Below are 19,751 nucleotides of genomic sequence, written 5' to 3'. Positions count from 1 at the left end.
GGCGTGACCCCTTACGCCAGGCAGCGGAACAAGAGTGCCGGATCGCGGTCGGGATCGATACGCAATTTGAGCCCACCCCATTCGATGCGGCATTGTTCGCCGGTGAGGAGATTTTCGAGTGCGGTGACGTGGCGGCGTTCGCCGCCGACGTCGATGGTGAGGTCGCCGAGCGGCAACCAGAATTCGCGCGCATGGCGCGAGAGAGCGATGACCGCGATCACCGTGTTGGCCGGGTTAGTCGCCTCCTTGGCGAAGGCGATGGTCTCGCCGTCCTCGGCGCCGAGGAAGCGCAGGCTTGCTGTCTGCTGAAGCGCCGCGTTCTCGTTGCGGATGCGGTTGAGCGCGGCGATGTAAGCCTTGATGTTGCCCGGTCTGTCCCAGTCGCGCTGCCTGATCTGGTACTTCTCGGAATCCTGATACTCTTCGCGGCCGGGCACGGCCTCGTGCTCGAGCAGCTCGAAACCGCTGTAGATGCCGAAGCTGCCCGACAGCGTCGCTGCCAGCGCGACGCGCGATTTGAAGGCCCAGGTCTCGCCGCTCTGCAGATGATAGGGCAAGAGGTCAGGCGTGTTCACGAACAGGTTCGGGCGATAGAAGTCTCGCTCGGGATAGCGCGTCAGCTCGCCAAGATATTGCTCCAGCTCCCACCTCAAAGTGCGCCACGGGAAATAGGTGAAGGACTGCGCGAAGCCGAGCTTGGCAAGGCCCTTCATCAGCTTCGGCTTCGTATACGTCTTGGAGAACAGGATCACCTCGGGGTGCCGGCGGCGGATGTCGCCGATCAGCCAGTCCCAGAATGGCAGCGGCGCGGTGTCGTGGTTGTCGATGGCGAAGATGGTGACGCCATGGTCGATCCAGAACAGCATGGCGTCGCGGAACGCGTTCCACAGCCCGACCCGATCGACCGAGGCGAAATCGGGGATGACGATGTCCGAATAGGGACCATCGGCCGTCCGCACCGAGCGGTCCGGCCGCCATTTGAACCATTCCGGATGCCGCGTCAGCCAGGGATGGTCCGGCGAGCATTGCACGGCGAAGTCGAGCGCGAGCTCGAGGCCGTATTCGAGGCAAGTGGCGACCAACGCGCGGAAATCCTCGATGGTGCCGAGCTCGGGATGCAGCGCATCGTGCCCGCCTTCGGCTGAGCCGATCGCATAGGGCGAGCCCGGCTCGCCTTCGGTCGCCACCGGCGAATTGTTGCGGCCCTTGCGGCTTGTGCGCCCGATCGGGTGGATCGGCGTGAGATAGAGCACGTCGAAGCCCATCGCGGCGATATCGGGCACGCGCGAGATGCAGTCGCGCAGCGTGCCGTGCCGGCCGGGGATCCGGCTCTGGCTGCGCGGCATCATCTGGTACCAGGCGCCAAAGCGCGCTCTGTCGCGGTCGATGACAAGCGGGAAGGGCGGCGAGCGGGTCAGGTCGGGTCGCGACTGGCTTTCGGCCATGGCCTTGCCGAGCTCGGCCGCAAGCAGCGGGGCGACGTTGCCGGTCTCAAGATAGTCCTCGCACTGCCTGATGATGACCGCTGCGGCGTCCTGCCCTGCGCCATGCGCCTTGGTCAGCAGGCCAGCGCCCTCGACCGCATCGAGGCTGACATCGGCGCCGGTGCGCTGTTTTCGTGTGACACCGTTTGACCAGGTCGCGAACTCGTCGGTCCAGGTTTCGATCGCATAGGCATATTGACCGGGCTCCAGGGGCGTGAACGCGCCGGACCAGCGGTCATTGCCGTGATGGATCATCGGCTCGCTCCGCCATTCGCGGTCCTGCTCTCCTCGCCAGATCAGCGCGGCTGATATCACGGCATCGCCACCGCGATAGATGTCGGCCCAGACCTCGACGCGCTCGCGCGCAATCCGCTTCACGGCGGAGCGGCCGCCGTCGATCAAGGGGTAGACGTTTTCGATGAGGAAAGCGCTGCCGGCAGCGGCACTCTCGACAGTTTGAATTGTCTTGTTCACGGTGATGCCATTGACAAGAAAGCAGGAGCCCGTTTCCCTTGTCGGGAACCTACGCTTGGTACCATTATAGAAAGCCGCTTGTGTGTCATTGGTTCCCTCGGGAACGGCAAGCGCAGTTTGCGAGTTACCCGTGACTAACCTCTTCCGCGACCTCGTTAAAATCGATGCCACCGGCCAGACGATGGCCTGCAAGCTGCGTGCCGAATGGATCTTTTAGCTCAAGCCCGGATCAAGGGCGTTCAATCTGAATTTATCGATGCCCTCGGCAAGCTGCGGGTCACAGATCCCGTGGCCCTCAAATCCATCCTCGACGCCTTGCCGGAGAAGCGGGTCTACCGCTTCGTCGCCGGGCCGGTCGTGGTCCGTGCCCTGGGCAATCCCCGCACCGAATTGGCGACATCAGGCGCGGCGCCGCTCAGATGGAAAATCACCGGCAAGGACAAAATCATCGCGCGAGGCGAGACGCGCGAGCCCGTGATCGCCTGGCCCGCGGGCCTGCCGCTCGGCTATCACCGGCTGACGCTCACCGATGCCGAAGGCGTGAGCGAAGACGTGCCGATGATCGTGGCGCCCGAGCGCGCCTTCGGCGGCGATTTCGACCGCGGCTGGCTGCTGGCCGTGCAGCTCTACAGCGTCCGCTCGGACCGCAATTGGGGCATCGGCGACTTCACCGATCTGGCCGGGCTCCTCCGGCTGGCAAAGCAGCTCGGAGCCGACGGCGTCGGGCTCAATCCGTTGCACGTGCTGTTTGACGATCATCCCTCAGATTGCAGCCCCTATTCGCCGAACAGCCGGCTGTTCCTCAATCCGCTCTATATCGACGTCGAGGCGATCCCGGAATTTTCCGCCGATCTCGTGCCCGATGCGGCTGCGACCGCTGCGCGGCTCCGCCAGGGCGATCGCGTGCCCTACGCCGATATGGCGGCATTGAAATGGTTGGCCTTGCGCGCCGCGTTCAACAGCTTCGTGACCAGCGCGAGCGAGCCGCGCCGGAAGGCGTTCGACACCTTCCGCGCCGAACGCGCGCCGCTATTGTCGCGCTTTGCCTGTTTCGAGGTGCTGCGCCATCGCTTCACGGGGCCGTGGTGGGAATGGCCGGTGGAATGGCAGCAGCCGGATGAGACGAAGTGCGCGGGCTTGCGCACAGGACCCGACAAACGCGAGGTCGAGTTCGTCGAATTCGTGCAATGGACCGCCGATAGCCAATTGCGTGCCGCAAGGGAGCTGGCGAACCAGCTTGGCATGCGCGTCGGGCTCTATCTCGACGTCGCCGTCGGCGTGCAGTCCAACGGCTTCGATGCCTGGAACGAGCAGATGGCGATCTCGCGCCATCTGGCCGTCGGCGCGCCGCCCGACGTGCTCAACACCGTCGGCCAGGACTGGGGCCTTGCCGGCTTCAACGCCGGCGGCCTGGAGGCCCAATCCTTTGTGCCGTTTGCCGACATGCTGGCGGCGTCGATGCGCCATGCCGGTGCTATCAGGCTCGATCACGTGCTCGGTTTGAAGCGGCTGTATCTCGTGCCGCGCGGCTTCAAGCCCGACAACGGCGCCTATGTGCAGATGCCGTTCGAGGCGCTGCTCGGCGCGGTGGTGCGCGAGAGCGCAGCCCACAAATGCATCGTGATCGGCGAGGATCTCGGCACGGTGCCGGAAGGTTTCCGCGAGACCATGCAGGATTTCGGCATCTGGTCCTACCTCGTCATGATGTTCGAGCGCGACGATTCGGGCCATTTCCGCAACATCGACCACTACCGGCCGAACGCCCTGGTGACGCTGAACACGCATGACCTCTGCACCTATGCGGGCTGGCGCTCGTTCAGCGACCTCAAGATGAAGCGCTCGCTCGGGCTCGATCCCGGCGAGGACGACCAGGCGCGCTGGGACGCGCTCGGCGCGCTCGACGAGATCTTGCGGCAGAACGGCATCAACGCCAACGACCTCTATTCGGTGCTCGCCTTTCTGTCGCGCACGCCGTCGCGGCTGCTCGCGGTGTCCATGGAGGATCTACTCGGCGTGATCGACCAGCCCAACATTCCCGGCACGATCGACGAGCATCCGAACTGGCGCCAGCGCTTACCCGTTGCGCTCGACGAGATCGCCGCTAAGGTTGATCTCGCGGCTTTGAAGGCCGCAACGCGGGAACGTTCATTGGCCGGCGGGCGTTAACCCGCCGGGGTTTCCAGGCTCGAACGACATTGTCTCAGAGGATCGAGGACTATGCGCTGATCGGCGATTGCGAGACCGCTGCGCTGGTTGGGCGCAACGGCTCGATCGACTGGCTGTGCTGGCCGGCCTTCGATTCCGACGCCTGCTTCGCCGCGATCCTCGGGACAAACAAGAACGGCCGCTGGCTGATCACGCCAGCCGATGACGTCGTCAAGACCTCGCGCCGCTATCTCGGCGACACCCTCATCCTCGAGACGCGCTTCGAGACCAAGTCCGGCACCGTCGCGCTGGTCGACTTCATGCCGCCGCGCGGCAAGGCCTCCGACATCGTCCGGCTGGTGCGTGGCATCAGCGGCACGGTGAAGATGCGGATGGAGCTCGTGATCCGCTTCGGCTTCGGTGTCGACATTCCCTGGGTGCGGCGGATCGACCACTCGCTGCTCGCGATCTGCGGCCAGGACATGACGGTGCTGCGCACCCCAGTCGAGACCCGCGGCGAGGATCTCACCACGGTCTCCGATTTCGAGGTGAGGGAAGGCGAGACCGTACCTTTTGTGCTGACCTACGGTCCCTCGCATCTCGAGCCGCCCGGGCCGATCGACCCTGAGCAAGCGCTCGAAGAGACCGAAGCGTTCTGGAAGGACTGGTGCAGCCATTGCACCCGCGACGGGCCCTATCACGACCTGATCTTGCGCTCGCTGATCACGCTGAAGACGCTGACCTTCGCTCCCACCGGAGGCATCGTCGCCGCGCCGACGACGTCGCTGCCAGAGAAGCTCGGCGGCAGCAGGAACTGGGATTACCGCTTCTGCTGGCTGCGCGATGCCACCTTCACGCTGCTGGCGTTGATGAACTCGGGCTACACCGAGGAAGCCTCGGCCTGGCACAACTGGCTGCTGCGCGCCGCCGCCGGCGCGCCGGCGAACATGCAGATCATGTACGGCATCTGGGGTCAGCGGCGCCTCTTGGAATGGGAGGCGGGCTGGCTCGCCGGCTACGAGGGCGCGCAGCCGGTGCGCGTCGGCAATGCCGCGCATGCACAGCTGCAGCTCGACGTCTATGGCGAGCTGATCGACGCCTTCCACCAGTCGCGCATGGCCAAGCTGAAGCTCGACGACGAGAGCTGGGCATTGGAATGCAACGTGCTCAATCACCTCGCCGAGGTCTGGGACAAGCCCGATCACGGCATCTGGGAGCGGCGCGGCCAGCCCCGGCATTACGTCTTCTCCAAGGTGATGACCTGGGTCGCGTTCGACCGCGGCATTAAGAGCGCCGAGACTTTTGGCTTCAAGGCGCCGCTGCTGCATTGGCGCGCCTTGCGCGAGGCCATTCATCGCGACGTCTGCAACAGGGGTTTCGACGCGGGGGAGAATGCCTTTGTCGAGTCCTATGGCTCGAAGCTGCTCGATGCCAGCGTGCTGCTGCTGCCCGGCGTCGGCTTCCTGCCGGCCGACGACCCGCGCATCCGCGGCACCATCGCCGCGGTCGAACAGCACCTGATGCACGACGGCTTCGTGCTGCGCCACGATCCGCGCGAAGTCTCCGATGAGCATCAGCCGATCGAGGGCGCGTTCCTGGCCTGCAGCCTGTGGCTCGCCGACGCCTATGTGCTGTCGGGCGATCTCGACAAGGCGCAGGTCTTGTTCGATCGCGTCGCCGGGCTCGCGAACGACGTCGGGCTATTGGCCGAGGAATACGATTCCGTCGCGCGCCGCCAGACCGGCAATTTCCCGCAGGCCCTGACCCACATCGCGCTGATCAACACCGCGCACAATCTGTCGGCGGCGAGGCAAAAGAGCGAGAAGCCGGCGATGCAGCGGTCGAAGTAGTGACCGTGCTTTAGTCTTGATTGGTACCAGAGCGGAGGTGCGCTCCCTCCCCCGCTCGCGGGGGAGGGCTCGGGAGAGGGTGTTTCCGTTGGGCGAGAACCCCCAAGAGGAGAGAACCCTCACCCGCCGCTACGCCATAGCCGAGGCTGCGCCTCGGCGTTAAGTGGACGGCCGCCGAAGGCGGCCTATGCCTCTCCCGCAAGCGGGAGAGGTGAACAAGCCGGCAGCCCGCCTCACCCCACCCCATTCCACTTCAAGACCATCTCCATCGCCTCGGCAAAACCATCCTGCTCGTTGGTTGCGGTGACGTGGGTGGCTTGGTCCTTGACGTTGTCGGTGGCGTTGCCCATGGCGATCGAGGTGCCGGAGACGCGGAACATCGCGAGGTCGTTCTGCATGTCGCCGATGGTGGCGACCGCTTCGGTCGAGATGCCGAGCCGCTTGGCCATGGCCTGCACGAACGTGCCCTTGTTGAACCCGGGCGGGGTGATGTCGAGATAGTAGGTCTGCGAGCGCACCGCGGTCGCCTCGGCTCCGAGCGCCTCCTGCATCGCCTTCTCGCACCGCTCGAGGCCGGCGGCATCGGTGCTGGCGCCGACGATCTTGCAGGCGCTGGCGAGGTATGGCGAAAAATCCGTCACGATGGTCGGATCGGCGCGGATGGTGTGCTGCTCATGCGCGACGTAGCTGCCGTCGCGATTGTCGATCAGCCATTTGTCGGCGGTGAAGAGCCAGATGTCGGCGCCGAATTCGCGGAGGATTTTCAGGGTCCGTTCGGCCGCGCTCTCCGGAATCAGGTGCTGCTCGACCGGCCTCATCTCGGGATCGATGATCGAGGAGCCGTTGAACGGGCCGACCGGCAGCCACAGCGCCAGCGGCTCGATCAGGAAGCGCATGCCGATCGCGGGACGGCTGGAGGTGATGGTGAAGCCGATGCCGGCCCGGTGCAGCCGCTGCACCGCGCTCTTTGCGCGCTCGGTCAGCGTCTTGTCCTTGGTCAGCAGCGTGCCGTCGACGTCGGAGACAACGAGAGAGATTTTCGTCATGGCAGGACCTTTGGTTATGGCCTCAGCGTCGCGCCGCCCAGTTTCAGCTGCCGGACGATGCCGTCCACGATCGCCTCGACGGTCTCGTCGATCGAGACAGTGACGACGTGCTCGCCAGCCTCCGGAGGCTCCAGCGTATCGAACTGGCTGGTCAGCAATCCAGGCGGCATGAAGTGGCCCTTGCGCTGCGCGAGCCGCTCAGCGATCAGCTCTTTCGTGCCCCTCAGGAACACGAAGCGGACGTCATCGCGTCCGCGCAGCAGCACGTCGCGGTAGGTGTGCTTCAGCGCCGAGCAGGCGATGATGACGTGCCCGCCCTTGCCGCATACCCGCGCGATCTCGTCGGCGATGGCGTTGAGCCAGGGCCAGCGGTCCTCGTCGGTGAGGGGATGGCCGGCCCGCATCTTTTCGACATTGCTGGCGGGGTGAAAGCTGTCGCCGTCCTCGAAGCGCCAGCCGAGCCGCTCGCCGAGCGCCTCCGCCACCGTGCTCTTGCCCGAACCCGACACGCCCATCACGATCAACGCACAAGGTGCTTCAACGCGGCCCACGAATTCCCTCCGGAAGCGCGGCCCTGTCGACCAGCCAGACGGTCTCACGATTCGAGCACGCGCGTACAGCCGGCAAATTCTCGCCATTGAGGAGGCGCGTCAAGATCGGCTGCTTGTCGTGCCCGGCAATCTCGAACAGCATCTCGCGGCAGGATGCCAGCACGGGGAGAGTGAGCGAGACCCGCGGCACGAACGGCGCGACATTGGCTTTGGGCACGCCGACGACCCAGCGCCGGGTCTCCTCGATCTCGGGATAACCGGGAAACAGCGAGGCGGTGTGGCCGTCCGGCCCTGCGCCCATCAGGACCATGTCAAACAGCGGCCGCGCCGGATCGAGCTGGTCCGAGCCGTAGAAGGCCTGCAGCTCGCGCGCATAGGCCGCGGCGCTCGCATCGGGATTTTCGGCCGTGGTCGGGATCGGATGAACATGGCCAGCGGCCGCGTTGCGATCGAGAAAGGTGGCGCGTGCGACCGCCATGTTGTTGAGCGGATCGCTCTCGGGGACAAAACGCTCGTCGCCGATGAACCAGTGCACGCGATCCCACGGAATCCTGCCGCGCCATTCGTCGCTGCCGAGCAGTTGATAGAGCTTCTTCGGGCTGGAGCCGCCGGTGAGGCAGATCGCGATGCGCGAGGGATTGGCTGATATCCGCGCCATCACCCGTTCGGCTGCGGCTTGCGCCAGCGCCTCGGCGTCTAGCGCGACGATCAGCTCCGGCTGGCCGGCCGCCATCACGAATATTTCCGCCAGCTGCGCCCGTCGCGGCGAAGCAGCTCGTCGGCGCATTTCGGGCCGTCGCTGCCAGCCTGATAGGTCTCGATGCCGTTGGTACCGGCATTTTTCCAGGCATCCAGGAACGGCTGCACCGCCTGCCATCCGGCCTCGACGCCGTCGGCGCGCTGGAACAGGATGTTGTCGCCGATCATGCAGTCGTAGATCAGCGTCTCGTAGCCGGTCGAGGGATCGGCGCGGAAATAGTCGCCGTACTTGAACTTCATCTCGACGCCGTCGATGGTGATGCTCGGTCCCGGAATCTTGGCGTTGAACTGCAGCTCGATGGTTTCGGTCGGCGCGATGCCGATGGTGAGGAAGTTCTGCGACAGGCGGTCGACGTCCGTGCCTGAGAACATCGACAGCGGCGCCTGCTTGAACTTGATCGCGACTTCCGTGCGCTTGTGGCCGAGCGCCTTGCCCGTGCGCAAATAGAACGGCACGCCAGCCCAGCGCCAATTGTCGATCATCAGCTTCAGCGCGACGAAGGTCTCGGTGGTGCTGCCAGGCTTGACGTCCTCGGTCTTGCGATAGTCCGGAATCTCGTCCTCGCCGATGCGTCCCGCGAGATATTGCGCGCGCACCGAGCTTCTCAGGGCCTCTTCCTCGTCCGGCTGTTGGATCGCGGTGAGCACGTCGGCCTTCTCCGAGCGCACGGAATGTGCATCGAAACGTGCCGGCGGCTCCATCGCCACCAGCGACATCAGCTGGAACAGATGGTTCGGCACCATGTCGCGCAGCGCGCCGGTGGCGTCGTAGAAGCCGCCGCGATGGCCGACGCCGAGCTTCTCCTCCACCGTGATCTGGACGTGGTCGATATGATTGCGATTCCAGATCGGCTCGAACATGCCGTTGGCGAAGCGCAGCACCAGGATGTTCTGCACCGTCTCCTTGCCGAGATAATGATCGATCCGGTAGATCTGGTGTTCGTCCATGATCTTCAGCAGCTCGCCGTTCAGCGCGCGTGCCGAGGCGAGGTCGGTGCCGAACGGCTTTTCGATGACGAGCCGCCGCCAGGCGCCGTTCTCTTTCATCATGCCGGTGCGGCCAAGCTCGCGCGCGGTCGGCGCGAACGCGGCCGGCGGGGTCGCGAGGTAGAACAGCCGGTTGCCGCCGGTGTCCTGCGCGCATTCCAGCGAATCCAGATGCTCGCGCAAACGGTCGAACGAGGGCGGGTCCTTCGGGTCGGCCTCGACGAAGGTCACGCATTCCAGCAGCTTCCGGGCGATGTCGTCGTCCACGGGCCGCGTCGCGAACTTGTGCAGGCCCTGCATCAGGCTGTCGCGCAGCTCGTCATCGGACTGGCCCTTGCGGGCGACGCCGACGACACAGAACTTTTCCGGCAGCAGGTGCTCGGCGGCGAGATTGTAGAGCGACGGCATCACCAGGCGATGGGTGAGGTCTCCGGTGACGCCGAAGATGACGAAGGCGCAATTTTCCGGTTTGCGCTTGGCTTTCGGGTCTTTTGTCACGAATTGTTGGCCTTCGCTTTGTTGCTTCTGACCTGAGCTCTTATTTGGGCTTCGCGGCGCCCGGCGGCTTCGGCTCCTTGTGGCCGCCGAAACCGGCACGCATCGCGGAGAGAATTTTTTCGGCAAAGGTGTGTTCCTTGCGGGAACGGAAACGTGTGTAGAGCGCCGCGGTCAGCACCTCTGCCGGCACGGCCTCGTCGATCGCCGCATTCACGGTCCAGCGGCCTTCGCCGGAATCTTCCACGAAGCCGGAATATTCCGAGAGCTGCGGGCTGTCGGCGAGCGCGGTGGAGGTGAGGTCGAGCAGCCAGGACGGGATGACGCTGCCGCGCCGCCACACCTCGGCGATGTCGGCGAGATCGAAATCGTAGCGATGATCCGCCGGCAGCGCGTCGATGTTGGCGTTCTTGAGGATGTCGAACCCTTCGGCATAGGCCTGCATCAGGCCGTATTCGATGCCGTTGTGGATCATCTTGACGAAATGGCCGGCGCCGACGGGACCTGCATGGATGTAGCCCTGCTCGATGCAGGGATCGCGCCCGTCGCGTCCTTCGGTGCGCGGAATGTCGCCGGCGCCGGGCGCGAGCGCGGCGAAGATCGGATCGAGCCGGTCCACCACGGCCTTCTCGCCGCCGATCATCATGCAATAGCCGCGGTCGAGGCCCCAGACTCCGCCGGAGGTCCCGACGTCGACATAATGGATGCCGCGCGCCTTCAGCGCCTTGCCGCGGCGGACGTCGTCCTGCCAGAAGGTGTTGCCACCGTCGATGATGACGTCGCCGTCCTGCATAACGCCGGCGATCGTCTCGATCGTCGTCTCGGTGATGTGGCCGGCCGGCAGCATCACCCAGGCCGTGCGCGGCCGCTCGAGTTTCGAGATGAACTCTTCGAGCGTGGCCGAGCCGACCGCGCCGTCTGCGGCAAGGCCGGCGACGGCCTTGGTGTCCTTGTCATAGACCACGGTCGTATGGCCGTGGCGCATCAGGCGGCGAACGATGTTGCCGCCCATCCGGCCGAGGCCGATCATGCCGAGTTGCATGTGAGAGATCTCCTTAATTCAGCGCATCATTGAGCGCCGCATTGAGCGTCGCGAGACCTTTCTTGAGCGGGCCCTTCAGGTGCACCCGAAGCGCGCGCCGGCCGCGCTCGGTCAGCACGTCGAAATCGCCGCGCGCCTGCGCCGCCTTGATCACGCCGAAGCTCGCCTTCTGGCCCGGCACCGCCAGGTCCTTGGCGTCGTCGGCGGTGATCTGGAGGAACACGCCGCTGTCGGGGCCGCCCTTGTAGGCCTGCCCGGTCGAGTGCAGGAAGCGCGGGCCGAATTCGGCGCAGGTTGCGACATGCCGCTTGTCGCGCACCTCGAGCCGCATGGCCTGGAGCGCGTCGATCGTCGCCTTGTCGCGCGCGATGTAGCCGAGCAGGGCGACATAATCGCCGTCGCCCGAGCGCGACAGATGCGCCTTCAGCCATGAGGTGAGGTCGCCATTGGCACCGGCTGCGCGCAGCGCCGTGGCGTTGGCCTCGTCGGTGTAGAGATCGGCCTCGTCCGTGCTGACCACCGGCTCCTCGGCCGGCAGCGACCCGGTCTTCTCGAACGACGCGGTGAGCTCGCGGGTCTTGATCTTGGCCGCTTCCACGTCCGGCTGGTCGAACGGGTTGATGCCGAGGATCGAGCCCGCGACCGCGGTCGCCATCTCGAAGCGGAAGAATTCCTGGCCGAGATGGTCGATCGACTTCATGACGATGCGCACCACGGGATGGCCGGCCGCCTCGATCGCGGCGAGCTTGGAGTCATGGGCGGCATCGGCTTCGCCTTCGGTGCGGATGTCGATGAAGAAGCGGTCGTTGCCGTAAGAAGCGGACTCGCCCAGCGGCTCGCCCTCGATCGGGATCAGGCCCTTGCCTTCCTTGCCGGTCGATTCCGCGATCAGCTGCTCGGCCCAGGCGCCGAAATCGGCGATCTTCTTCGACGCCAGGATCGTCACCTTGTCGCGGCCCTCGAGGCCGGCGAGGCCCATGGCAAGGCCGAGCTGCACGCCCGGATTCTCGCTCGGCGGCACGTCCGGCCCGCAGGAGCGGGCCATCGCCTGCGCATGCTTGATGAAGGTCTTGACGTCGATGCCGGCGGTCGCCGCCGGCACCAGGCCGAACGGCGAGAGCACCGAATAGCGTCCGCCGATCGACGGTTCGCCATGGAAGATGCGGGCGTAGTTCAGCTTCTTCGCCGCCTTCTCCAGCGAGGAGCCGGGATCGGTCACCGCGATGAAGCGGTGGCCGGTCTTCACCTTCGGCCCGACCGCTTGCGCGACGCGCTCATGGAAGTAATCCTTCATCGCGTTCGGCTCGGTGGTGCCGCCGGACTTGCTCGACACGATGAACACGGTGTTGGCGATGTCGATCTTGTCTTCCATCGCCCGCACCTGCGCCGGATCGGTGGAGTCCAGCACGTGCAGCTTCGGGAAGCCGGGCTTCTTGCCAAAGGTCTCGGCGAGCACCTCGGGGCCGAGGCTCGATCCGCCCATGCCAAGGACGACGGCATCGGAGAAGTTCTGGCCCTTCACGCGGCCCGCGTAATCCTCGTAATCGGCGACGTTGGCCTTGGCCGCGCTGTCGAGCCAGCCGAGCCATTTGTTCTCGTCCGTGCCGGTCCAGACCGACTTGTCGCGCTGCCACAGCCTGCGGATTTTGGCGGCTGCGCGCCATTCCTCGGTGCTCTTGGCCACTGCCTTGCCGAGCCCGTCGCCGAGCGAAAGCTGCTGACGGTCGATCGCGGGTCCGAGCACGGTGGCGCGCTTGTGGGCGACCGCGCCGTAGAGCTTGTCGGCGGCGTCCGCAAACTGCTTGACGCCGTCCTTGACCAGCTCCTCGGTGATGGCGTCGAGCGACACGCCGGAGCGCTCCAGCTCCTCCAGCACGCGCCTAGCGTCGTCGATGTTTTCTTCCAGGCTGTCGCGCGGCTTGCCGTGATCGCGGAACGCATCCAGCGTCGCCGGCGGCACGGTGTTGATGGTGTCGGGGCCGATCAGCTCCTCGACGTAGAGGACGTCGCTGTAGTCCTTGTTCTTGGTGCCGGTGGAGGCCCACAGCATGCGCTGCGGCTTGGCGCCCTTGGCCGCGAGCTTCTCCCAGCGCGGACCGGAGAACAGGCGCTTGTAATCCTGATAGGCGATCTTGGCGTTGGCGATCGCGACCTTGCCCTTGAGCGCGGCGAGCCGCTCCTTCTCGGATGGGTCGTTGGCGCGGGCGATCTTCTCGTCGAGCTGCTTGTCGACCATGGTGTCGATGCGGCTGACGAAGAAGCTTGCAACGCTCGCTACATGCGAGGGGTCGCCGCCGCCGGCGACGTATTTCTCCAGGCCCGCGAGATAGGCCTCGGCCACCTCGAGATAGACCGCCTTGGAGAACAGCAGCGTGATGTTGATGCTGATGCCTTCGCCGATCAGCGTCTCGATCGCCGGCAGGCCCTCCGGCGTCGCCGGCACCTTCACCATCAGGTTCTTGCGGCTGACGTCCTGCCACAGCCGCCGCGCCTCAGTGACCGTGCCGGCGGTGTCCATCGCCAGATAGGGCGAGACCTCCAGGCTGACATAGCCGTCGCCGCCCTTGAGGCGGTCATAGACCGGGCGCAGCACGTCGGCGGCGTTCTGGATGTCCTCGACGGCGACTGCCTCGAACAGGTCGGCCACGGTGCGGTCGCCGCGCTTCAGCGCCTTGCCGATCGGGGCGTCATACTCGTCCGAGCTGCCGATCGCCTTCTCGAAGATGGAGGGATTGGAGGTGACGCCCTTGACGCCGTCGGTGTCGATCAGCCGCTTCAGGTCGCCGTTGGCGATGAAGCCACGGGCGAGGAAGTCCAGCCAGACGGCTTGTCCGTGCTTTTCCAGTTCTTTGACGGGATTCATGGTGCTTATTTATCTCCAAGCCTGGGGGGCGAGGGGTTTCCGCGCCGATCCTGACGCGCTATCCTCTAGCTTACATGCTCCCGGGAGGGAACCAATCAAGGGTATTTGCGTCATACTCTCAGTGTAACTCCGTCGCGATCATGGCGATCCAGGCGGCAGTGGCTGTGTTGCGTAAAAAATCGTTGGCCGAAAGGTTCGGCCGAGATCTCGTTGCGTAACGCCGGCCACGTCGCCGTAGGCCCGTCGCGAATGGTCATGCTGGGGGACTGCATGCACGCACATACTGACGGTGTTACGTTCGCCGTTGCCAATAGCCCGCAATCGATCGCGCCGGCCGCAAGCGCCGAGGCGTGCGATCTCGAAATCGGTCAATGCGCGACACGCCTGCGACTGCTGGTCGCGGCGGGCTTTGCGCTGACCCTGCTCAGTGCAAGCCTCGCCTTCGACATGTGGGACGGGCTCGGCGACTACGATACGACGGTCGGCTATGCCGGCGTCGCCTTGTTTGGCCTGGTGACCAGCTGGCTGATCTGGCTGCTCCCCGCCGAGCGTGGACCGGTGGTGATCGCCACTCCTTTCGGCATTCGCGATCTGCGCATCGGTAGTGAATTCCTGCTTTGGGACTCCATTGCGGAGATTTCGGCTGAGGAAAGCCGCGGGCACAAGATGATCGTGCTGACGCCGACGCCGGCCTTGCGGCGGCAGCTCAGCACCATCCGCGGCTCGGGCCGCCGGGCGCAGAGCGATCGGATTGTCATCCATTCGGACGGTTTGGCGACCGATTTTGATACACTGCTGCGTGCTTGTCGCGACTATCATGCTGCCGCCGGTCCGCGCACTGCATTGCAGCAGGAAGATGAACGAGCGACGCAAGCGGTGCTCAAGGCTTCGCCGTAGAAGCGTCATAAGATCGCCGCCCGCAGCTCGCTATGCTGCGGCGCCGGATGGACTCATCCCCGGTAATGCCCGGATGTTGCGACCAAGTGACATTTTCTGGAAATGAGCCAATATAGACATAGATTCGCACAAATTACAGGCATGTGCCTGTTCGTAACTCACGGAGTGCCTACGTTGTGCGTTGCGTCGAGTTGGCCCCAGGGTGTCCAATGATCGTCATGTGCTCACGCTGATTCGAAATGGCCTGAGGAACGGTCCGGTAACTGCTTTCGTTTCAGCTTGTAGCGGAACTCACGCGGAGAGGGATCATGTACAACGATTCTCTATTCAACGCTTTCGCTCGGTCGTTCGAGGCGAGAAGCCAGCACGACATGTCGATGGCGGAATATCTGGAATCGTGTCGAAGCGATCCCATGAAATACGCAAATGCGGCCGAGCGACTGCTAGCAGCGATCGGCGATCCGCAGACGATTGACACGGCCAAGGACCCACGCCTTGGCCGTATTTTTTTGAACCGCACGATCCGCACCTATCCGGCCTTCGCCGGCTTCTACGGTATGGAAGAAACCATCGAGCGCATCGTCGGTTTCTTCCGTCACGCGGCGCAGGGCCTCGAAGAGCGCAAGCAGATCCTCTATCTGCTCGGTCCGGTCGGTGGCGGCAAGTCCTCGCTCGCCGAGCGGCTCAAGTCGTTGATGGAAGTGCAGCCGATCTACGTGCTCAAGGCCGGCGATGAGCTCTCGCCGGTGTTCGAAAGCCCGCTCAGCCTCTTCGATCCCGATCATCTCGGGCCGATGCTGGAGGAGAAATACGGCATTCCGCGCCGGCGTCTCACCGGTCTGATGAGCCCGTGGTGCTACAAGCGGCTGGAAGCCTTCGGCGGCGACATTTCTCAGTTCAGAGTCGCAAAAATCCAGCCGTCGCGGCTGCGCCAGATCGCGGTCTCCAAGACCGAGCCTGGTGACGAGAACAACCAGGACATCTCCTCGCTGGTCGGCAAGGTCGATATCCGCAAGCTCGAGACCTTCGCGCAGAACGATCCTGATGCGTACAGCTATTCCGGCGGCCTCAACCGCGCCAACCAGGGCATCCTTGAATTCGTCGAGATGTTCAAGGCGCCGATCAAGATGCTGCACCCGCTGCTGACCGCGACGCAGGAGGGCAACTACATCGGCACCGAGAACATCGGCGCGATCCCGTTCACCGGCGTCATTCTCGCGCACTCGAACGAAGCGGAGTGGGCGAGCTTCAAGGCCAACAAGAACAACGAGGCCTTCATCGACCGCATCTGCGTGATCAAGGTGCCGTACGTGCTGCGGGTCACCGAAGAGCAGAAGATCTACGAGAAGCTGATCCAGGGTTCGGAGCTGGCGTCTGCGCCGTGCGCGCCGTCGACACTGGAAACGATGGCTCGGTTCTCGGTCATGTCGCGCCTGCGCAAGCACGAGAATTCGACGCTGTTCGGCAAGATGCGGGTCTATGATGGCGAAAGCCTGAAGGAATCCGATCCCAAGGCACGAAGCGTCCAGGAATACCGGGATGCCGCCGGTGTCGACGAAGGCATGGACGGCGTGTCCACGCGCTTTGCCTTCAAGATCCTGGCGGCGACCTTCAACCATGACCCGCAGGAGGTCGCCGCCGATGCCGTGCACTTGATGTATGCGCTGGAGCAGTCGATCCGCCGGGAGCAGCTGCCCGAGGAAACCGAGAAACGTTACTTGGAGTTCATCAAGGCGGAGCTGGCACCGCGCTATGCCGAGTTCATCGGCAACGAGATCCAGAAGGCTTACCTCGAATCCTATTCGGATTACGGCCAGAATCTGTTCGACCGCTACGTGGATTACGCCGATGCCTGGATCGAGGACCAGGATTTCAAGGATCCGGACACCGGCCAGTTGCTCGATCGCGAACTGTTGAACCAGGAGTTGACCAAGATCGAAAAGCCGGCCGGCATTGCCAATCCGAAGGATTTCCGCAACGAGGTGGTCAAGTTCTCGTTACGGGCCAGAGCACAGAATGCCGGCAAGAATCCAACCTGGACCTCCTACGAGAAGATTCGCGACGTGATCGAAAAGCGGATATTCTCCCAGGTCGAGGATCTGCTTCCAGTCATCTCCTTCGGGTCGAAGAAGGACGGCGAGACGGAGAAGAAGCACGGCGAGTTCGTCGCACGCATGGTGGAGCGCGGCTACACCGAGCGTCAGGTTCGCCGGCTCGTCGAATGGTACATGCGCGTGAAGCAGGCCGGTTGAGGCGGATGGGAAAGTGGCCATTCATATTATTGACAGGCGCCTGAATCCAGGCGGCAAGAGCCTTGAGAACCGGCAGCGGTTCTTGCGTCGGGCAAAATCCCTGGTGCAGGGCGCCGTCAAGAAGACCTCGCAGGAACGCGACATCAAGGACGTCCTGGAGGGTGGCGAGGTCACGATTCCGCTCGACGGCATGCACGAGCCGCGTTTCCGCCGCGAAGGCGGAACGCGCGACATGGTGCTGCCCGGCAACAAGAAGTTCATCGAGGGCGACTACCTTCAGCGCTCCGGCCAGGGCAGCGCCAAGGATTCGGGTCCGGGTGAGGGCGACAGCGAGGACGCCTTCCGCTTCGTGCTCTCCCGCGACGAGTTCGTCGATCTCTTCCTCGACGATCTCGAGCTGCCGGATCTGGCCAAGCGCAAGATCGCGCAGACCGAGAGCGAGGGCATCCAGCGCGCCGGCTACACCACGTCGGGCTCGCCTGCCAACATCTCGGTGAGCCGCACCGTGCAGCTCGCGCTCGCCCGCCGCATCGCGCTGCGCCGTCCGCGCAAGGGCGAGCTCGAGGAGCTGGAGGCCGAGATCGCCGCCTGCACCGATGAGGATCTGCGCGCCGAGCTGATCGAGAAGCTCGAAAAGCTGAAGGCGAAATCCAAGCGTATTCCCTTCATCGATCCGCTCGACATCCGCTACCGCCGCTACGAGAAGGTGCCGCGCCCGGTCGCGCAGGCGGTGATGTTCTGCCTGATGGACGTGTCGGGCTCGATGTCCGAGCACATGAAGGATCTGGCCAAGCGCTTCTACATGCTGCTCTACGTGTTCCTGAAGCGGCGCTACAAGCATGTCGAGATCGTCTTCATCCGCCACACCGATCGCGCCGAGGAGGTCGACGAGCAGACCTTCTTCTACGGCCCGGCCTCCGGCGGCACGCTGGTCTCCAGCGCGCTGCAGGCGATGCACGAGATCGTGCGCGAGCGTTTCAATCCGGCGGACTGGAACATCTACGCAGCCCAGGCCTCCGACGGCGACAATTCCTATTCCGACGGCGAGCTCACCGGCATGCTGCTGACCGACAAGATTCTGCCGGTCTGCCAGTTCTTCGCCTATCTCGAGGTCGGGGAATCCGGCGGCAGCGCCTTCGATCTCTCCGACTCCTCGCTCTGGACCCTCTATGACCGCCTGCGCAACAGCGGTGCACCGCTCTCGATGCGCAAGGTCTCGGAGCGCAGCGAGATCTTCCCGGTGTTCCACGATCTGTTCCAGCGCCGCGATACTGCACAGGAGAAAGCCGCTCCATGACGGAACGCTTGTTCGAAGGCGCGGATTGGGACTTCCGCACCTTGCAGCGCATCACCGATGCTTGTGAGGAGGTGGCGTTGAAGGATCTCGGTCTCGACGTCTATCCGAACCAGATCGAGGTCATCACCGCCGAGCAGATGCTGGATGCCTATTCGTCGGTCGGCATGCCGCTGTTCTACAAGCACTGGTCGTTCGGCAAGCATTTCGCGTTTCACGAGGCGTCCTACCGCAAGGGCCTGATGGGGCTCGCCTATGAGATCGTGATCAACTCCTCGCCCTGCATCTCCTACCTCATGGAGGAGAACACGGCGACGATGCAGACGCTGGTGATCGCGCACGCCGCCTTCGGCCACAACCACTTCTTCAAGAACAATTATCTGTTCAAGCAGTGGACTGATGCGGAAGGCATCCTCGACTATCTCGACTTCGCCAAGAACTATGTCGCGACCTGCGAGGAGCGCTACGGCCGCATCGAGGTCGAGCGCACGCTGGACGCAGCGCATGCGCTGATGTCGCACGGCATCGACCGCTATCCCGGCAAGAAGAAGCTGGATCTGCGCGCCGAGGAGAAGCGGGCAGGGCGCCGCCGCCAGCACGAGGAAGAGGTCTTCAACGATCTCTGGCGCACCGTGCCCAAGGGCGCCGCCAAGAGCCGCTCGGCGCTCAGCATCGAGCGCCGCCGCAAGCTGCTCGGCCTGCCGCAGGAGAACCTGCTCTATTTTCTGGAGAAGAGCGCGCCGCGGCTCGCCCCCTGGCAGCGCGAGCTGCTGCGCATCGTCCGCCACATCGCGCAATATTTCTATCCGCAGAGCCAAACCAAGGTGATGAACGAGGGGACGGCGACCTACGTCCACTATCGCATCATGACAAAGTTGCACGAGCAGGGGCGCATCACCGACGGCAACTTCCTCGAATTCCTGGGATCGCACACCAACGTGGTGTTCCAGCCCGAATTCGACGACCCGCGCTTCTCCGGCTTCAACCCTTACGCGCTCGGCTTTGCCGTGATGCAGGACATCGAGCGCATCGTCACCAGGCCCGAGGACGAGGACCGCGAATGGTTCCCCGACATCGCCGGCAAGAACGACGTCATGGGCGTGCTGCGCGACGTCTGGGCCAATTACCGCGACGAGAGCTTCATCGGCCAGTTCTTAAGCCCCAAATTGATGCGGCAATTCCGCATGTTCCACCTGCACGACGATCCCGAGGAGCGCGCCGGCATCCGGGTCGACGCCATCCACGACGAGCGCGGCTTCCGCCGCGTCCGCCGCGAGCTGGCGCGCCAGCACGACGTCGGCTTCATCGACGCCAATATCGAGGTGGTCGACGTCGATCTCTCCGGCGACCGCCGGCTGATCCTGCATCACCACGTCATCAAGGGCTCGCAGCTCAACGAGACCGACGCCAAGCGCGTGCTCCAGCACCTCGCCGATCTCTGGACCTACGACGTCTCGCTGATCGAGGTCGATGCCAACGACAAGGTTTTGCGCGAATACGTCGTCAGCCCACGCCCGATTCCGGCAGCGGTGGCTTGAGGCCGGTAGTTAGGCCGAGCGCCTGATGTTGTGAGCCTCAACTGGCGCTCCGACGGAGATGCGTTCCCTCCCCC

General features: G+C 64.3%; 13 protein-coding genes. 6 read left to right on the top strand and 7 right to left on the bottom strand.

Annotated features, from left to right (window positions below; genetic code table 11):
• Positions 1-11: 11 nt before the first annotated feature.
• On the bottom strand, positions 12-1,958 hold the full coding sequence (locus WN72_RS37985) for a maltotransferase domain-containing protein (RefSeq protein WP_092212885.1): 1,947 nt from the start codon (positions 1,956-1,958) through the stop codon (positions 12-14).
• 204 nt (positions 1,959-2,162) lie between these two features.
• Between WN72_RS37985 and malQ the strand changes: the two genes are divergently transcribed.
• A complete protein-coding gene (gene malQ / locus WN72_RS37980) occupies positions 2,163-4,124 on the top strand; it encodes a 4-alpha-glucanotransferase (protein ID WP_092212883.1) in 1,962 nt (653 codons plus the stop codon).
• A gap of 29 nt (positions 4,125-4,153) precedes the next feature.
• Entirely contained in the window at positions 4,154-5,953 is a 1,800-nt protein-coding gene (locus tag WN72_RS37975) for a glycoside hydrolase family 15 protein (protein WP_092212881.1), read from the top strand.
• A gap of 233 nt (positions 5,954-6,186) precedes the next feature.
• Here the strand turns inward: WN72_RS37975 and WN72_RS37970 are convergent, their stop codons facing one another.
• Genes WN72_RS37970 through WN72_RS37945 form a run of 6 tightly spaced genes read right to left on the bottom strand, consistent with a single transcriptional unit; the run spans position 6,187 to position 13,696 of the window.
• A complete protein-coding gene (locus tag WN72_RS37970; RefSeq protein WP_092212879.1) occupies positions 6,187-6,999 on the bottom strand; it encodes an HAD family hydrolase in 813 nt (270 codons plus the stop codon).
• Between the two features lie 14 nt (positions 7,000-7,013).
• Positions 7,014-7,514, bottom strand: a complete 501-nt coding sequence (locus WN72_RS37965) for a gluconokinase (protein ID WP_430640357.1) — start codon at positions 7,512-7,514, stop codon at positions 7,014-7,016.
• Between the two features lie 22 nt (positions 7,515-7,536).
• A complete protein-coding gene (gene pgl, locus WN72_RS37960) occupies positions 7,537-8,286 on the bottom strand; it encodes a 6-phosphogluconolactonase (protein ID WP_167380625.1) in 750 nt (249 codons plus the stop codon).
• Positions 8,283-9,794: a glucose-6-phosphate dehydrogenase gene (gene zwf / locus WN72_RS37955; RefSeq protein WP_027560794.1), complete on the bottom strand. Its 1,512-nt coding sequence runs from the start codon at positions 9,792-9,794 to the stop codon at positions 8,283-8,285. Before zwf ends, pgl begins: the two co-directional genes overlap by 4 nt.
• Positions 9,795-9,834: 40 nt before the next feature.
• Positions 9,835-10,833 (bottom strand): phosphogluconate dehydrogenase (NAD(+)-dependent, decarboxylating), encoded by a 999-nt coding sequence (gnd, locus tag WN72_RS37950; protein ID WP_092212873.1) that lies wholly within the window; start codon positions 10,831-10,833, stop codon positions 9,835-9,837.
• Between the two features lie 13 nt (positions 10,834-10,846).
• Positions 10,847-13,696, bottom strand: coding sequence for a bifunctional transaldolase/phosoglucose isomerase (locus WN72_RS37945; RefSeq protein WP_092212871.1), 2,850 nt, complete (start codon positions 13,694-13,696; stop codon positions 10,847-10,849).
• A gap of 210 nt (positions 13,697-13,906) precedes the next feature.
• Between WN72_RS37945 and WN72_RS37940 the strand changes: the two genes are divergently transcribed.
• The 4 genes from WN72_RS37940 (at position 13,907) to WN72_RS37925 (ending at position 19,677) form a co-directional block, all read left to right on the top strand.
• Entirely contained in the window at positions 13,907-14,593 is a 687-nt protein-coding gene (locus tag WN72_RS37940; protein ID WP_231164106.1) for an STM3941 family protein, read from the top strand.
• 308 nt (positions 14,594-14,901) lie between these two features.
• Positions 14,902-16,845 (top strand): PrkA family serine protein kinase, encoded by a 1,944-nt coding sequence (locus WN72_RS37935; protein WP_027560791.1) that lies wholly within the window; start codon positions 14,902-14,904, stop codon positions 16,843-16,845.
• Positions 16,846-16,864: 19 nt separating this feature from the next.
• Positions 16,865-18,142: a YeaH/YhbH family protein gene (locus WN72_RS37930; RefSeq protein ID WP_194483054.1), complete on the top strand. Its 1,278-nt coding sequence runs from the start codon at positions 16,865-16,867 to the stop codon at positions 18,140-18,142.
• Positions 18,139-19,677 carry a SpoVR family protein gene (locus WN72_RS37925; protein ID WP_027560789.1) on the top strand — a complete coding sequence of 513 codons (1,539 nt, stop codon included), beginning with the start codon at positions 18,139-18,141 and terminating at the stop codon, positions 19,675-19,677. Before WN72_RS37930 ends, WN72_RS37925 begins: the two co-directional genes overlap by 4 nt.
• Positions 19,678-19,751: the final 74 nt, after the last annotated feature.

It is taken from the genome of Bradyrhizobium arachidis (assembly GCF_015291705.1).
Lineage (GTDB): Bacteria > Pseudomonadota > Alphaproteobacteria > Rhizobiales > Xanthobacteraceae > Bradyrhizobium > Bradyrhizobium arachidis.
This window is presented reverse-complemented; position numbering and strand designations above follow the sequence as displayed.